We start from the raw sequence: 15,871 nt of genomic DNA, 5'->3' as shown, positions 1-15,871 counted from the left end.
GGCTTGAGCCGACGCCCCACTTCGGGGTTCAGGGAAGACAGCCCACTTCGCACAGGATTGGATCAGGACACTTCATGAATAAATCAGCCGTTGTACTTTTGGGTTTTGTTGCCGCCGTCGGCGTGGTCAGTGCCGGCGGTGCCTGGTACACCGGCAGCCAATTGGAAGGTGTGCTTAAAACCACGATCGAAGACGCCAACAAGGAGATGGAACGCTCCCTGGCCGGCGTCGATGGCCGTATGACCCTGGAGATGGTCTCCCTGGATCGCGGCTGGTTCAGCAGCACCGGCCACTTCCGTCTCAAGGCTGAAGGCGCGGTGTTCGGTGAACAGTTCAAAGACAGCGAACTGCTGTTTGTCGACCGTATCGAACACGGTCCGCTGCCGGTCTCACGCCTGGTCACCCTGAAGTGGTGGCCAGTGCTGGCTACCAGTCACCTGGCCCTTGAGAAGAACCCGACCACCGAAAAATGGTTCGCCGCCACCAAGGACGTTTCGCCGGTCAAAGGCGTCGCCAACATCGGTTTCAACCGTTCGGTCACGGGCAACCTGGAGCTGCTGCCCCTGGAGTACAAGGACGGCACCACCAGCGTCACCTTCTCCGGCCTGAACATGGACTACTTCAACACCGAAAAGGCGACAGAGATCAAGGTCGACGGTTACATGGACGCCCTCAAGGTCTCCCTGGTCGACCCCAAGGGGGCGCCGTTCCAGGCAGAGCTCAATGGCTTGACCCTCGCCAGTAACTTGACCAAGAGCAGCTTTGGTTTTTATGTCGGCCAGAATACCGTCGTGTTGAGCAACAGCACGTTCACCTTTGGCCCGGAACAAGCCGTGCTGACCGTCAAAGGGTTCGAGCAGAAAGACAGCAGCGATACCAAGGACAACAACCTGGACGGTCGCGTCGACTACAAAATCACCGAGATCGGTTACCAGGGCAAACCCGTGGGTTCGGCGGCCATGGCCGTGAGCGTCAAGAACATCGACGTGCCATCGACCATGGTGCTGACCAAGCTGTATCAGGACAAGATGCAACCGGTGCAGGCTGCCCAGGCTGCCGGCCAACCGATTCCTGAGCTGCAACTGAGCGAAGCCGAGCAAGTGCTGGCCCAGGCCAACGTTGATCTGCTGCTGGCCGCCAAGCCGCAAGTGGCCCTGGAAAATCTGTCCCTGAAGACCGCCAATGGCGAAAGCCGCTTCAACCTGGTGGTAGACCTGACCAAGCCGTCCACCATGGAGCTGCCGCCGGTTGAACTGGCCAAGCAGATGATCACGCTGCTGGATGCCAACCTGACCCTGTCCAAGCCGATGATCGCTGACGTGGCCGCCCTGCAAGCGCAGATCGGTGGTGTGACTGACCCCAAAGCCATCGAGCAGCAGGCCCAGATGGCCAGCGAGATGGTCAGCGGCATGGCCGTGGGCACGCAACTGGCGACCCTGGAAGGCAACGACATCCTGGCCAAGCTGCATTACGCCAACAATGAAGTGACCTTCAATGGCCAGAAAATGACCGTCGAGCAGTTTATCGGCGGCGTACTGGGCAAGCTGGGTGCGGTCAGCGGCGCGCAATAAGGCTGCCCGACCCCCTGTAGGAATACGGTTTGTGTAGGCGCTGGCTTGCCTGCGATAGCATCACCTCGGTGTGTCAGTGAAACAGAGGTGATGCCATCGCAGGCAAGCCAGCTCCCACAGAGGCCAGCTCCCACACAAACCCCACGTTTGATCTCCACTGGCTTTTAGGACGATTCTGAACAATTGTCCTAATTTGTCCTATTCCATATCCCTCTCAGGGATATTGCGCCCAGGAAAGCTTGGCCGGGTCATCAGACACCGGCGGCCTGATGCGTGTTGTACAGGCGAACCTATCGCTACAGCTTTCCGAGTAAGGAAGCTGACGACATGTTGCGTAATTTCTCTCCCTCTGGCCCTGGCCGCCTGCGTCTACTGATCGGTGCTGCCTTGTTGCTGCCGACCCTGGCCGTGGCCGATCCTGCCTATGATTCCCTGATTCGCCAGGCCCGTACCGGCAACTACACGCCAGCGCTCAACCTGTTGCGCCAATTGCCTGCCGAGCGCCAGACCTCTGGCCAGGTCAGCGATCACCTGTTGATCGCCAGTTGGGCGCGCCAGGATGACGAAGTACTCAAGGTCTATGAGGCCCAGGGGCGCCAGCGCCAACTGACCACCCAAGCGCTGACCACCGTGGCCCGCACCTACCGCAATCAACAGCGCTGGGCCCCCGCCGAGGCGGTGTATCGCCAGGCCTTGCTGCGCGAACCGAGCAACCCGGACCTGCAACTGGGCCTGGCCATGACCCTGGCCGATGGCGGCAAAACCGCCGAAGCCGTGCAGCGTGCCCGCACCCTGGTGGCGACCAAGCCCGAGAATGTCGAGCGGCGTATGGCCCTGGGCTATGCGTTGTCCCGTGCCGGGCAGCCCTATGATTCGCTGTTCGAATTCGACCAGGCGTTTATCCGCGCCGGTAACCAGCCCGAGGTGGTGCGCGAATACCTGATCGCCCTGCAACGTGCACGTATGCCGGAACCGGCCCTGCGCCTGAGCGCCCGCCACCCCGGCTTGCTGGACCCGGTGACCCAGCGCCGCCTGGAAGGCGACCTGGCTGCCGAACGCGTGCGCCTGGCTGAATTCCCGACGCGCAGTGAAAGCGAGCGCTTTGTGATCGCCGACCGCGCCCTCAAGGATTACGACCAACTGCTCGCCACCTGGACCCCGGACGCCAGTGCCCATGACGATGTGGTGCGCTGGCGCATCGACCGCCTGGGCGCGCTCAAGGCCCGCGCACGTACCGCCGAGGTGCTCCACGACTACGAAGCCTTGCAAGCTCAAGGCGTGCAACTGCCCAACTACGCCCTGCGCTGGGTGGCCGCCGCCTACCTCGACCAGCGTTTGCCCGAGAAGGCCGCGCCGCTGTATCGCCAGGCAGTGACCGCGTCGGATGCCGACCCCAGCAACCAGGTGGTCGACAGCACCGCGCTGTACTACTCCCTGCTGGAAAACGACCAGACCCGCGAAGCTCGCGCCGTCGCAAACGACCTGGCGAGCACGCAAAAACCTCGGGTTGAACTCAAGGGGCTGCCCCTCGGTAACCCCAACGACGCGTGGCTGGCCGCCCAGCAACTGGCGGCCCAGGCCGCGACCTACGGCGCCGATCTGCCGACCAGTGAAAAAAGCCTGGAAACCCTGGTGCGCACCTCGCCCGGCAATGTCGGCATGCGCGTGGCCCAGGCGGACATGTTCCGCGCCCGCGCCTGGCCGCGACGTGCCGAAGTTGCCCTCAAGAACGCCGAAAACCAGAACCCGCGCCATATCGACCTGGAAGTCTCCCAAGGCTACAACGCGCTGGATCTGCAGGAGTGGCGCCAACTCGATATGCTCGCCGATGACGTGATCGCCCGCGCCCCGGACAATCGCCAGGTCCAACGCCTCCAGCGCCTGCGCAAAGTGCATGAGATGGCCGAGCTGCGTATCGAAGCCGAGACCGGTAAAAGCCATGGCGGCGGGGCGGTTGCCGGTAGCCGTGACTGGGGGATCGAAACCCTGCTCTACAGCCCGCCCATCGATGAAGACTGGCGGATATTCGGCGGTATCGGCTACGCCACCGCCGACTTTGAAGAAGGCACGGGCCACCACCGCTGGCAGCGCCTGGGTGTGGAGCGGCGTACCCGTGATATGACCCTGGAGGCCGAAGTCTCCAATCACTCCTACGGCAAAGGCACCAAGCAGGGCGCACGCCTGGCGATTGCCCGCGACATCAACGACCACTGGCAGTACGGGGGCAGTCTTGACTACCTGGCCGCCAGCACGCCGTTGCGCGCGCTCAATGCCAACGTCACCGCCAACGGCGGCAGCGGGTTTATCCGCTGGAGCGCCAACGAGAGCCGTGAGTGGAAACTGGCGCTGAGCCCGTCCCACTTCAGTGACGGTAACGACCGTGTCGAAGCGTCGCTCATCGGCCGTGAGGGTGTTTACCGCTCGCCGGGCGTGCAAGTGGACCTTGGCCTGGAAGTCGCCGCCAGCCGCAACAGTAAGGAAGAGGCCGCGTATTTCAACCCGCGCTCAGACTTCAGCGTGCTGCCCACGGTGAGCGTCAACCATGTGCTTTATCACCGCTACGAAACCCAGTGGAGTCAGCAGTTCCAGGCCGGTGCGGGCACTTACAGCCAGCGCGATTACTCCACCGGTGCCATTGGTTTGCTCAGTTACGGCCAGCGTTATCGCTGGAACGACGTACTGGAAACCGGCGCCAACCTGAGCTGGATCAACCGACCTTATGACGGTGAGCGCGAAAGCGATGTGCGCCTGATCGTCGACCTCACTTACCGTTTCTAGAAGAGTCCGATCATGACCCTTGTTTCCCGTTGCCTGCTGGCCCTGGGTTTTTTGCTGAGCAGTGCCTGTGCCCAGTCCCCCGCGCCTTTTACGCCACCTGCTGAACGACTCAAACCGGTCAACGAAGCGCCGTGGCCGAAAAACCATTTCCTGGGCATTGCCTACCACGATGTCAACGACCGTGACCCCGACCAGAGAGTGGTGGCGGTGCGTACCGAACGCCTGATCGAACAGCTGTCCTGGCTGCGCGAGAACGGCTACCAGGCGGTCAGCGTCGACCAGGTCCTCGCCGCCCGTGCCGGCGGGCCAGAGCTGCCGCCCAAAGCCGTCATGCTCAGCTTCGACGACGGTTATTCGAGCTTTTACACCCGCGTTATGCCGATCCTGCGTGCCTACCAGTGGCCGGCCGTGCTGGCGCCAGTGGGCAGTTGGGTCGACACGCCGTTGAATCAGCCGGTGGATTTTGCCGGCGTGCCGCGTAACCGCGGGGAGTTTCTGACCTGGCAACAAGTGCGCGAAGTGGCGCAATCGGGCCTGGTGGAAATCGCCGCCCACACCGACGCCAGCCACAAGGGCGTGCTGGCCAACCCCCAGGGCAACCAGGAACCGGCCGCCGCCACCCGGCGCTATGACCCGGTCACCCGCAGTTATGAGTCCGAAGCGCAGTTCCGGGCGCGGATGCGCGCCGACGTCGCGGCGATTTCCAATAAGATCCGCGCCGTTACCGGCAAGGCCCCGCGTGTGTGGGTATGGCCGTATGGGGCGGCGGATGGCACCTCCCTGGCGGTGGTGGGTGAGCAGGGTTACCAGATGGCCCTGACCCTGGAGGACGGCCTCGACAACCTCGGCAACTTGATGAGCAGCCCGCGCTTTCTGGTGGACAACGACCCGTACGGTGAGGACTTCGCCAACAGCATGGTCTCGGCGCAGGTCAAAGCACCGATGCGCGTGCTGCATGTGGACCTCGATCATGTCTACGACCCGGACAAGGCGCAGGAGGTGCGCAACCTCGACGCGCTGGTCCAGCGTGTGCTGGACATGGGCGTCGACACTGTATTCCTCCAGGCGTTCGCCGACCCCAAGGGTGATGGCCTGGCGCGTTCGCTGTACTTCCCCAACCGCCATCTGCCGATGCGTGCCGACCTGTTCAACCGTGTCAGTTGGCAGCTGCATACCCGTGCCGGCCTGGTCAAAGTCTACGCCTGGATGCCCGTGCTGAGCTTTGCCCTGGATGCCAAGCTACCCCGCGTCAGCCGCTGGGACCCGGCCATCGGCAAGGTGGCCGTCGACCCGAAACAGTACCAGCGCCTGTCGCCGTTCGATCCCCAGGTGCGCAAAGTCATCGGTGAGATCTACGAAGACCTGGCCCGTACCAGCGCTATCCACGGTGTGTTGTTCCACGATGACGCCGTGCTCTCTGACTTTGAAGACGCCAGCCCCCAAGCCCTGAAAACCTACGCCGCCAACGGCCTGCCGGGCAGCATCCAGGCGCTGCGCGCCGACCCTGAAGTGATGCAGCGCTGGACCCGTTTCAAGAGCCGGTACCTGATCGACTTCACCCATGAACTGACCGCCAAGGTCCGCGCCCTGCGCGGCCCGGAAGTGCTCACCGCGCGCAATATCTTCGCCGAGCCGATGCTCAACCCAGCCAGCGAAGCCTGGTTTGCGCAGAACCTCGACGACTTCCTCCAGCACTACGACTGGACCGCGCCGATGGCGATGCCATTGATGGAAGGTCAGTCACTGAAGAACTCCAACGCCTGGCTGGAAAAGCTCGTGGCCACGGTCAAGGCCCGGCCCGGTGCGATGCAGCGCACGGTCTTCGAGCTACAGGCCAAGGATTGGCGCACTCCAGCCGCCCCGGACATTTCCGGCGTGCAAATGGCCGAGTGGATGGGGGTGCTCAAGCGCCAGGGTGCCAGCAGTTTTGGCTACTACCCCGACAACTTCCTGGAGAATTCGCCGGATCTGAACACCGTGCGTCCGGCCCTTTCCAACAAATGGAATCCTTGACTCATGTTCGACAGAATCCTTGCTCTTCTCGTGTTGGCATTGGTGTTGGGTGTGCCCCTGGGCCTGATCTTCCTGGTCACCGGGCAGTTCCTGATGGAGTTCGTGTTTTTCTACCCGTTGTTCATGTCCGGGCTGTGGATCGCCGGCGGCCTGTACTTCTGGCTGCACTGGGAGCGCCACTGGCCGTGGTCCGATGACACCCCGGCGCCGGTGCTCAAAGGCGAGCCGCTGATCTCGATCCTGATCCCTTGCTACAACGAAGGCGACAACGCCGCCGAGACCATCGGCGCGGCGTTGGCCCAGCGCTATCGCAACCTGGAAGTGATTGCGATCAACGACGGCTCCAGCGACAACACCGCCGCTGTGCTCGACGCCCTGGCGCTGCTGGAGCCACGCTTGCGCGTGCTGCACTTGGCGCAAAACCAGGGCAAGGCCGTGGCCTTGCGCATGGGCGCCGTGGCGGCGCGCAGCGAATACCTGGTGTGTATCGACGGTGACGCTTTGCTCGACCACAACGCGGCGGCCTATCTGGTGGCGCCGATGCTCGACAACCCACGGCTTGGCGCGGTCACCGGCAACCCGCGCATCCGCACGCGCTCGACTTTGATTGGTCGGGTACAGGTGGGCGAGTTCTCTTCGATCATTGGTTTGATCAAGCGTACCCAGCGGGTTTTCGGGCGGATCTTCACCGTGTCCGGCGTGGTGGTGGCGTTTCGGCGGGCGGCCCTGGACCGGGTCGACTACTGGAGCACTGACATGATCACCGAAGACATCGACGTGAGCTGGAAGCTGCAACTGGACCACTGGAGCATCTTCTACGAGCCGCGTGCGCTGTGCTGGATCCTCATGCCGGAAACCCTCGGCGGCCTGTGGAAACAGCGTCTGCGCTGGGCCCAGGGCGGCGCCGAAGTGCTGTTCAAGAATATTCGCGGGATCTGGCAATGGCGCCATCGCTACCTGTGGCCGCTGCTGTTCGAGTACTGCCTGTCCACCGGCTGGGCCTTCACTTTCCTGCTGTCGGTGATCTTCTGGGGCGTAGGGAAAGTGGTGCCGTTGCCCGAGGCGATTGCCGTCGGTTCGCTGATGCCGCCGGCCTTCACCGGGTTGCTGCTGGCGGTGGTGTGCCTGGTGCAATTTGCCGTGAGCATCATGATTGACCGGCGCTACGAGCGCGGCCTGTGGAAAACCCTGTTCTGGACCGTCTGGTACCCGCTGGTGTTCTGGCTGGTGAGCCTGTTCACCACCCTGGTCAGCTTCCCCAAAGTCCTGTTCCGCCAACATCAAAAACGCGCGCGCTGGGTCAGCCCGGATCGCGGCATCAAGGCACCTGCCAAGGAAGTTAAGCCATGAACCTGATCCGTACCCCACAGCGGCCTGTGATGCAGGCCATTGATATTTTCCTGACCCTGATGGCCTGGGCCGGCCTGGTGATCCTGCTGGTGCGCGGCCTAGTGCCGATGCTCGATAGCAATGGTGGCCCACGCATCGATGCACCGATTTTTGCCGCGCTGAACACCTTGCAGATCTACCTGTGGATCGCCTTGTTCAACGCGGTGCTGCTGATCGTCTGGGCGCGCTACCAACAACGACGCGGCAAGCAGTTTGCCCAGCGGCGCTCGGCGACCAAGGCGTTGAGCGACCACGGCTTGAGCGAGAGCTTCCGCCTGGCGGCAGGCGAGCTTGAGCAACTGCGCCGGCCGGGGGTGTTGGTGATTCATAACGATCAGGAGGGCGGGGTGCAGGCGGTGACGGCGCATCACTCCCGTGAGGTGCGGCGGCCAGGGTTGAAACTGGTGGTGGGGCAGGAAAACTAGGCGCGTAGGGAAGGCGACCTTTTATTGTGGGAAAATTCGCCAATAGATTTAGGAATACTCCTATTTATCTCGCCTCGGCGGCCCGCTGACAATCACGGAGTTGCGCGCCTTTAAACGTTTGATGAGTAGTTGTTCGTTATAAATCAATGGGTTGGCTGTTAATCAAAATGAGGTCCTCGCTCAATTTGAGAGCCTGTGTGCCGACAACCTGTTCGGCGATGACCGCGAACGCTTGCTCAATCTGCGGGAAATTGAGCTGGCCATTGATCAGCTCAAATGATGCAGGTCGTCGCTCAGTGCAAGGGCTCAACAGGCTGTTTCGGTTTTATACCTGCTGCCGCGAGATCGTGAGCGGAGCCCCAGTCATACATGGAGTTTTACATGAAGCCAAAGCCGTTTAAAAAAAGCCTGCTGGCTTTAATCGTTGGGGCAATCAGCACTCAAGTGCTGGCCGTTGAAGTGGATCTTGGCCAAGGCAAGAGCACCTGGAGCGGTGAGAAGTTTAGTGAATCACTGACCTTCACCGGAACGGTGACTCAACCCACGAATGTGACCGCTAGCCGAGGCATTAGCAATTGGATGGGGGTGAGTGTCGCTGATACGAGCATTCAGGGCTCGTTGATCAATCGTGCAAATATTAATTTGGATGGTCAAGGGCTCGACATTCACGGGTTCGCCGTGGACCCATCTCTGCAACTGACCGCTAATCCAGGAAGTAGCACCATCACGGGGGATGTTATCCAGGCAGCCGACATCACCCAGAGTAACGGGGCGTTTCAAGCCTTTGAGATCGGCGCTACTAATATTGGCGGGAGCGTGATCAACTCCGGGACCATTCAATCCACGGCCCCAGTATCCAATCCCTGGACTTTTCGCGATGGCATCCGGTTGCATGGCACCACGGTGGCGGGGGATGTTTCCAACACTGGCGTGATACGGATGATGGGCGTCAACTCGCTTGCTATGCTGCTTGACCGAGGCGGCGTCTTCCCGATCAGCATAGGTGGCAAGATTCTCAACTCCGGTACGTTGTCTGTGACGGGCGACGACTCCTGGGCTTTCGAGGTGGAAACCTCCACATCTCCCTTGAGGATCGAAAACAGTGGCCTGATTTCCGCGAACGGCGCTGCTTCCGCTGGCGTGGTGTTTCATGACGGCACTGTCGATTACATCCTCAATACCGGCACGATCGAAGCAAAAGGCGAAAAGGCTGATGCTTTTGACTTCCACGGAGCAACTTTCGCTCAGAACAGTGCGCCCGGCTCTCGCGGCATCGTCAACCGAGGCACCATCAGTGCCGATGGCGTAGCCATTTATGCAGATATCGACGAGCAAACCTCCCCCTTCGAAATCAACCAGCAAGCCGGCGAAATCCGCAGCAACTCTGGCACCGCCATCGACGCGGCCAACCTGGCGAGCCTGAACTGGAGCGGCGGCAAAATCGTCGGTGATGTGCTCGGTGTCACGGCTGTGAACATCAACGGCCAGGCCGACTTTACCGGCGCGCGCATTGGCAGCCCGGTATCGGTCAACGCGGGTTCGTTGAACCTGTCCGGCGCCGGCACCACTATCACTGGCGACCTGAATGTAGCCAGCGGCGCTGGGGTTGATATGCGCCTGTCCAATAGCGTCGTACCGACCACGCCTTACCTCACGGTCAGCGGCGCTGCGAACTTCGCCCAGGGCTCCAACGTGACCTTGAGCGCCAAGCCCGGTGATTTCACCGCAGCCCCCAGCGGCACCGAATACACCTTGCTGCAAGCCAGCAGCGTGCAGAACAACGGCCTGACGGTCGCCAGCAGCTCGTCGTTGCTCGATGTGCTCAGCTACTCGGCCGATGCGCAGACGGTCAAGGCCGTGGTGGGCTTGAAGAGTAATCAGCAGGTGCAAGAGGAGCTGACCAATGTCGGCGCCACTGAGCCGGTTATCACTGCCGTTAACGAAGTGAAAAATGACGTGCTTGGGCAACTGGATGAGAGTGATCCGGTGTTCCAGGCCGTGGCCAACGCCGGCAGCGCCCAGCAACTGGCGCAGATTGGCGAACAGCTCAAACCTGACGTAAACCGTGGTGCGCTGGACGTGGCCTTGTCCGGGCAGACCGTGATCAACGGCGCGATCCTCAACCGCCTGGCCGGCCAGCGCGATGGCAGCGAACGCGGCGGTGTGTGGGTGCAAGGCTTGAGCAGCAACATGGACCAGGACGGTCGCGGTGGCGATAACGGTTACTCGGCCAACAGCAGCGGCGTGGCCGTCGGCGTGGACGGGCGTTTGAACGACAGCACCCGCGTGGGCGTGGCGTACAGCTACCTCAACTCCAACATCCACTCGGACCTGGGCAACAAGACTGAAGTGCAGGGCAACGCGCTGTCGCTGTATGGCAACTGGTCGCTGCAGAACTGGTTTGTCGATGGCAGCCTGAGCTACGGCGTCAACGACAACGACAGCAAGCGCCACATCGCCGGTACCACGGCCAAGGGCAGCTACGACAGCCAGGCGTTGTCGGCCAGCGTGATCGGCGGCTACAGCTTCAAAGCGTCGGACAGTGTGCTGATCGAACCGCGTGTCGCCGCGCGTTACTCCAGCGTGCACATGGACAGCCTGCATGAGAAGGGCTCTTCGGCGGCGCTGAACACCGGTTCCCAACGTTACGAAGTCGGTGAGCTGGGCGCCGGCCTGCGTGTGGCAGGCAACCTGGCGCTGGGTGCTGGCACCCTGCAACCGGAAGCGACCTTGATGGCCTATCACGACCTGATGGGTGATCGCGTGGCGCAGACTTCCAGTTTTGTGAACGGTGGTTCGACGTTCAGCGTGACCGGCGCATCGGTAGCGCGTGACAGCTATGAGGCCAGCGTGGGCGTGAACTACCAGGTCTCGGCGTTCAGCGTCGGCGCCAGCTACACCCGCCAGGCTCGCAGCGGGTTTGATGCCGATGGGGTGATGGTTAAGGCGCGGTACGCGTTTTAAGTAGAAAAACCGGGGGCCAGACCACGATTGAATTTTTAATCGGGGTCTGGCCCTTTTTTATTGCTCGTTTTATGTGCTTTGCAGACTCAACCGTCGCCCAATCAAATCGTAGCCATTGCGTAAGGCCAGGTTTTCCAGCCGTTGGGGAAAACAGGCTTAAACCACGATTCAACCGCTACTGATTGTCTGGCCCCCTATTTGCTTCTTCTTTCATCAAAAAAGGCGGGTGCGTCACCTGACACAACGAGAGCAGGTTGTGACAATTTGCCAGCTCTGTGCATTTGGTGAAAACTCCACTTTAAAAGGCCCCAAGAATTTGCTGGGCAGGCATGTGCTGTCAGGGAGGCTGTTGCTCACAGTCTTTACGATGGCCAGTTACCACCAATGGCGATTATTTCTATAAAGGATTGAGATGTTCGAGATAGATCGCGGCAGCAAAGTACTGTTGGTGGACCAGATTCGCAGCGAAATCATCCGCCGCATCGAATCTTTTCAATGGGTGCAAGGTAGCCGTTTGCCGTCAGTCAGGGCACTTTCCAAACAGTTGGGCGTGAGTATTTTTACGGTGAGCAGTGCCTACGAGGATCTCGTTGCCCAACAGGTCATCGAGTCCCGGCCTGGTGCGGGTTACTACATTCTTGCGCCCACTGCTCCGGACGTTTCCAAGGATCTGGACAAGATCATTGCGCCATCCAGTTTGCACGCGGGTTTTCTTTATCGGGCGCTGGATCCTTCCCAATACGATATTCCTGTCAGTTCAGGGTATTTTCCACCTGCCTGGTTGGCGGACGCCGTTCCGGCGTCAGTGACCGGCCGGCTGATTCGCAGCACGCTGTCTTGTAGTGCCCCGGCGCCTGCTGCGGGCAAGCAGGAGTTGCGTTCGGTGATTGCGCGACAGCTGCGGGAAATTCAGATCAATGCCTCCAGCAGCCAGATTGTGGTGACTGTGGGGGCTACCCATGCGTTCTCGCTGATTCGCAGTGTCATGCTTGAGCCTGGTGATTACCTGTTGGTCGAGGATCCAAGTTACCTGCTGCTGCAGTTGCGGCTGATCAAAGACCGGGATTTCAACATCATCACCGTCCCCCGCATGGCAGATGGCCCGGACTTGGAGGCCATGGAAGCCATGTTGATCCAGTATCGACCAAAACTGTTTCTTACCCAGACCCTGATCCACAACCCTACCGGGGGCAATACCTCGCCGGCCAAGGGCTTCAAGATTCTTTCGTTGGCGCAGAAGTATGACTTTCATATTGTCGAGGACGATATCTTCGGTTCGTTATGTGCCCGGCAAACCCTGCGCTTGAGCAGCCTGGATGAATGGAACCGCACCTTCTATATCAGCGGATTCAGCAAGGTACTTAGCCCGGCATTGCGCCTTGGGTATGTGGTGGCGCCGGCGAAGTTTGTCGAGGGGCTGATCGAACAGAAAATGTACAACTTGTTGTGCGGTTCATCACTGGACGAGACGATCGTGACCTACACCCTGGAGTCCGGCCGCTATCGACACCATTTGGATGGTTTGCGCCAGCGGGTGACGCAGGAGCGTGTCCGGGCGCGGGAGTGGTTGGGGAACAAGGGGGTGGTGTTTGACGATGCCAGTGCGCAGGGGGTGTTTTTGTGGGCGCGGTTTCCTCAGCACGTGGATCTACGCCGCCTGATTGAGCGGGCACACGATGCCCGCATTTTCCTGGCGCCTGGATCACTGTTCAGTAACACGCACGATTATGATCAGTACATTCGCTTGAACGTCAGTCATTGCAACGATATCCGGTTCAAGCACTTCATCGATGCCCAACTGGACTGTGAAACTGAGCTCACAGGCAAGACTGAACAAGACGCCTGACCCTCAAGGCTTGATGCGTGACCCGGCATCGTGCGGTGAGTGTTGCGCCGGGTCGAGGTTTCGTTGCCAGCGTTTGAAGTACTCCGCCAGGGTTGCTACCTCTCCCAGGTCTTCATAAGAGTAGATGTTGCCGGTAAGGATCTGCACGTCATCATCGTCGTGGAGCATTTGGATGGATGAATCCTCAGCGATTTCCAATCCATTGACAGCCAAGCTGATGTTGTCGATCCAGTACAACGGTTTCCCGTCCTGGCCGGACCAGACCTGAGCGTCTGCGTAAAACGACTTCAGGGCCAGTCCGTTGGTTTTCATGGGCATAGCGTTAACCCCGTTTACGGCTGGGAGTGTTCTTGGCGCCTGCTGATGGATGACATCAGCCGCACTCGGTTAGATCAGACTGCGTGGGTCATTTTTTTTCAGCCCTGAAGCGCAGCCGTGTGTAGTCCACCGTCCAATGTCCGCTGGAGTCCAGCAGGTCGCTGGCCAGTTCCTCCGTGACCTCCTCCAGAAACTGCGCGTGTGCGTCTACCGGTAAAGCGGCCAAATAGGGGCTGCCATAGGTTTTTATCCATTCGCTGACGGGGTAATCCAGCACCATTGGGCGCTCGAACCAACTGATGAACGTGACGTGGAACCCCACCTGCTCCAACACCTGTTGGTACTCATGGGCGGAGGGCAAATACCAAGGGTCAATGTCCTGCGCATCGACGGACCTGCGTTCCAGGGCCTCATGGATGGCCCGCCGGATCAACAGGGCATTTTTCGCACCGGCAAACTCACCCACAAACCGCCCGCCGGGTTTGAGTGCCATAAAGGCGCCACGGGCTACTTGATCAGCATGACGCATCCAATGCAGGGCGGCATGGCTGAATACCGCATCGAATTCCTGGTGGAAGTAGAGCTCTTCGGCATTGCCCAGTTTCACCTCAAGGTTGCGCGAGCGTGCGGCGTTCACCTTCTCGGGGCTGGAGTCGAACCCCACCACCTCCGCACCCTGGCGAGCGAGTTGTTCACTCCAATAGCCATCACCGCAGCCGATATCCAGCACCCGCTCCCCCGTTTTGATTGCCAGCAACTCGATCGCACCGTTGGCCCGGTGAATCTGCGAACACGTGTTGGTTTCATAAGGCAGGGCGTTCCTTTCCTGCAACTCGAAAAAGGGTCGGAAAAAGCTTGAGGCAGTCATCGGGAGGTCTCCGTTTAGGGGAGGTGATGTGGCTGTCGGGCTGCAAGCCCCTCTAAGCATCACCTTGGGCGAGGTGAAAAAGGGCGCGCCGGTTGCCCGGCGCACGCTCCGGTTCAGATGCGCTTGGACAACCAGACCAGCACGATTACCACGACGCATGCGGCCGGGGTCAACCAGTTCCAGAGCTCACCCATCAGCCAGATCGAAAAGGCAAACGTGAAGAACGGCTGTAGCAACTGCAACTGGCTAATACGTTGGATGCCCCCCAGTGCCAGTGCACGGTTCCATGAAAAGAAGCCCAGCAGCGAGTTGACCAGCGCCAGGAAGAGCAGGGCTGCTACCCCTTGGCCAGGCAGGTTGGCAATAGCTTCGCCGTCATACAGCCAGAGGCTGACCGGAAGTAACACAGGCAGGCTGATGACCAGGGTCCAGCACATGACCTGCCAGCCCGGCAGTTCCTTGGACAGCGCGCCGCCTTGGGCGTAGCCAAAGCCGGCCAGCATGACGGCACCCAGTAGTGCCAAGTCACCGATGTAGATATCCGAGACATTCGAGTTGATCACGGTATAGGTCATGACCACCAGGAAACCCAGGCTCGACACCACCCAGAACATTTTGGAGGGGCGGGTACCTGTGATCAGCGTGCCGAAGATAGCCGTAGACAGTGGCAGCGCCGCGAGCACCACGCCGCCATGGCTCACGGGAAGGTATTGCATGCCAAGGGCGGTAAGGATTGGAAAGCCGTAAACGATCCCGGTGGATGTCAGCAGCATTCGTTTGATTTGCGATCGAGTGGGCAGCTTGGCTCGGCCGAGAATCAGAAATGGAATTGCCGCAAACGCTGCCAGCACCGACCGGAAAAAACCGACTTGCAGGGCGCTTAGATCGCCCGCGAGTATCTTGGCCGCCGGTAGGGTCATCGCGAAAGCTGCGACCGAAATGAGCCCTAGGAAGTAGGCTTGCAAGTCCTGGTTTTTTGATTCTTGAAAGCTGGCGATATTGGTTTGCGTCATGGGACGTTTCCTTTGGTTTCGCCGGTGGTGCATCCGCCCATGCGGGTGGATGCGCAGGCCGGTCAGATCTGTTTGTTATTAAGGTTGGGTTTATCCAGGGGGCTGGTACTCAGGAAAAATACCAACGATGAACGTGTGCCACTTTGTACCTTGCGTACCCCATGGGGGATTTCGCAGCGATTGATCAGCACATCGGCGTAGCCGGTTTTAAACTGCGACTCCTGGCCTTCATGCTCGATAAAGAACTCACCGCCTTCGTATTGCCTGCCGAACTGAATGACCACCGAGTAGCGATATTCCAGGTTGCTGTAGGTATCAATGTGCTTACCGATATAGTTGCCAGCCTCCAGCAGGTTGGATTGGCAACGGCGGATAAAACACTCTCCCTCCATGATGCCGTTGAAAAACTCACGGCTTTTACCTGACGAGAGAATTTCCACCACCCGTTCGCCATACGGTGTGTTCCGATAGACGGGCAACTGGCCTTTTTGGTCTTCCATGAAGCGCCCAACCGCCAAAAAGTTTTCTTCGCCCACATCGCCGATTTTAATGATGGTTTTGGGGATGACCTGGCACGCGGTCTCCAAGTAGTCGATATCTTCATCTGAGAACAGTTGTGAAGCCTTGAGGCGTGCGTAGGCGTCGGTGTGCAACTGTTGATTGGCTGCTTGAATCGTCTCTTGCAT

Annotated in this window: 12 protein-coding genes; 8 read left to right on the top strand and 4 right to left on the bottom strand. The window is 60.0% G+C overall.

What is annotated here, in order from left to right:
* Positions 1 to 74 precede the first annotated feature (74 nt).
* From HBR94_RS11240 to HBR94_RS11210, 8 genes are all read left to right on the top strand, one after another.
* Positions 75 to 1,571, top strand: a complete 1,497-nt coding sequence (locus HBR94_RS11240; protein WP_057957945.1) for a YdgA family protein — start codon at positions 75 to 77, stop codon at positions 1,569 to 1,571.
* Between the two features lie 327 nt (positions 1,572 to 1,898).
* Positions 1,899 to 4,349 carry a poly-beta-1,6 N-acetyl-D-glucosamine export porin PgaA gene (pgaA, locus tag HBR94_RS11235; protein WP_170044793.1) on the top strand — a complete coding sequence of 817 codons (2,451 nt, stop codon included), beginning with the start codon at positions 1,899 to 1,901 and terminating at the stop codon, positions 4,347 to 4,349.
* Positions 4,350 to 4,361: 12 nt separating this feature from the next.
* Positions 4,362 to 6,362, top strand: a complete 2,001-nt coding sequence (pgaB, locus tag HBR94_RS11230; protein ID WP_170044792.1) for a poly-beta-1,6-N-acetyl-D-glucosamine N-deacetylase PgaB — start codon at positions 4,362 to 4,364, stop codon at positions 6,360 to 6,362.
* Positions 6,363 to 6,365: 3 nt separating this feature from the next.
* Positions 6,366 to 7,712 carry a poly-beta-1,6-N-acetyl-D-glucosamine synthase gene (gene pgaC, locus HBR94_RS11225; protein WP_169960017.1) on the top strand — a complete coding sequence of 449 codons (1,347 nt, stop codon included), beginning with the start codon at positions 6,366 to 6,368 and terminating at the stop codon, positions 7,710 to 7,712.
* Positions 7,709 to 8,176, top strand: a complete 468-nt coding sequence (gene pgaD, locus HBR94_RS11220) for a poly-beta-1,6-N-acetyl-D-glucosamine biosynthesis protein PgaD (protein WP_169960016.1) — start codon at positions 7,709 to 7,711, stop codon at positions 8,174 to 8,176. The genes pgaC and pgaD overlap by 4 nt, the downstream gene beginning before the upstream one ends.
* Before the next feature lie 151 nt (positions 8,177 to 8,327).
* The gene (locus tag HBR94_RS28640; protein WP_262377258.1) at positions 8,328 to 8,456 is read left to right on the top strand and encodes a hypothetical protein; all 129 of its coding nucleotides are present in this window, start codon (positions 8,328 to 8,330) and stop codon (positions 8,454 to 8,456) included.
* A 101-nt stretch (positions 8,457 to 8,557) separates the two neighbouring features.
* Positions 8,558 to 11,140, top strand: a complete 2,583-nt coding sequence (locus HBR94_RS11215) for an autotransporter outer membrane beta-barrel domain-containing protein (protein ID WP_170044791.1) — start codon at positions 8,558 to 8,560, stop codon at positions 11,138 to 11,140.
* A gap of 412 nt (positions 11,141 to 11,552) precedes the next feature.
* The gene (locus HBR94_RS11210) at positions 11,553 to 12,986 is read left to right on the top strand and encodes a PLP-dependent aminotransferase family protein (RefSeq protein ID WP_115127121.1); all 1,434 of its coding nucleotides are present in this window, start codon (positions 11,553 to 11,555) and stop codon (positions 12,984 to 12,986) included.
* Positions 12,987 to 12,989: 3 nt separating this feature from the next.
* Here HBR94_RS11210 and HBR94_RS11205 read toward each other — a convergent pair whose 3' ends face one another.
* From HBR94_RS11205 to HBR94_RS11190, 4 genes are all read right to left on the bottom strand, one after another.
* Positions 12,990 to 13,298, bottom strand: a complete 309-nt coding sequence (locus HBR94_RS11205) for a hypothetical protein (protein WP_147283315.1) — start codon at positions 13,296 to 13,298, stop codon at positions 12,990 to 12,992.
* Positions 13,299 to 13,392: 94 nt separating this feature from the next.
* A complete protein-coding gene (locus HBR94_RS11200) occupies positions 13,393 to 14,172 on the bottom strand; it encodes a class I SAM-dependent methyltransferase (RefSeq protein WP_169990439.1) in 780 nt (259 codons plus the stop codon).
* A gap of 113 nt (positions 14,173 to 14,285) precedes the next feature.
* A complete protein-coding gene (locus tag HBR94_RS11195) occupies positions 14,286 to 15,185 on the bottom strand; it encodes a DMT family transporter (protein WP_170044790.1) in 900 nt (299 codons plus the stop codon).
* A gap of 62 nt (positions 15,186 to 15,247) precedes the next feature.
* Positions 15,248 to 15,871: a 2OG-Fe(II) oxygenase gene (locus tag HBR94_RS11190; protein ID WP_057957953.1), complete on the bottom strand. Its 624-nt coding sequence runs from the start codon at positions 15,869 to 15,871 to the stop codon at positions 15,248 to 15,250.

The organism is Pseudomonas sp. WS 5412 (genome assembly GCF_012985615.1).
GTDB classification, from domain to species: domain Bacteria; phylum Pseudomonadota; class Gammaproteobacteria; order Pseudomonadales; family Pseudomonadaceae; genus Aquipseudomonas; species Aquipseudomonas shahriarae.
The sequence above is the reverse complement of the archived record's forward strand: the minus strand, read 5'-3'. Positions and strand labels throughout refer to the sequence as shown.

Excerpts from the sequence above, each read along its gene's own strand:
- HBR94_RS11240 (WP_057957945.1), top strand. The coding sequence starts at position 75 with ATGAATAAATCAGCCGTTGTACTTTTGGGTTTTGTTGCCGCCGTCGGC.
- pgaA (WP_170044793.1), top strand. The coding sequence starts at position 1,899 with ATGTTGCGTAATTTCTCTCCCTCTGGCCCTGGCCGCCTGCGTCTACTG.
- pgaB (WP_170044792.1), top strand. The coding sequence starts at position 4,362 with ATGACCCTTGTTTCCCGTTGCCTGCTGGCCCTGGGTTTTTTGCTGAGC.
- pgaC (WP_169960017.1), top strand. The coding sequence starts at position 6,366 with ATGTTCGACAGAATCCTTGCTCTTCTCGTGTTGGCATTGGTGTTGGGT.
- pgaD (WP_169960016.1), top strand. The coding sequence starts at position 7,709 with ATGAACCTGATCCGTACCCCACAGCGGCCTGTGATGCAGGCCATTGAT.
- HBR94_RS11215 (WP_170044791.1), top strand. The coding sequence starts at position 8,558 with ATGAAGCCAAAGCCGTTTAAAAAAAGCCTGCTGGCTTTAATCGTTGGG.
- HBR94_RS11210 (WP_115127121.1), top strand. The coding sequence starts at position 11,553 with ATGTTCGAGATAGATCGCGGCAGCAAAGTACTGTTGGTGGACCAGATT.
- HBR94_RS11205 (WP_147283315.1), bottom strand. The coding sequence starts at position 13,298 with ATGAAAACCAACGGACTGGCCCTGAAGTCGTTTTACGCAGACGCTCAG.
- HBR94_RS11200 (WP_169990439.1), bottom strand. The coding sequence starts at position 14,172 with ATGACTGCCTCAAGCTTTTTCCGACCCTTTTTCGAGTTGCAGGAAAGG.
- HBR94_RS11195 (WP_170044790.1), bottom strand. The coding sequence starts at position 15,185 with ATGACGCAAACCAATATCGCCAGCTTTCAAGAATCAAAAAACCAGGAC.
- HBR94_RS11190 (WP_057957953.1), bottom strand. The coding sequence starts at position 15,871 with ATGCAAGAGACGATTCAAGCAGCCAATCAACAGTTGCACACCGACGCC.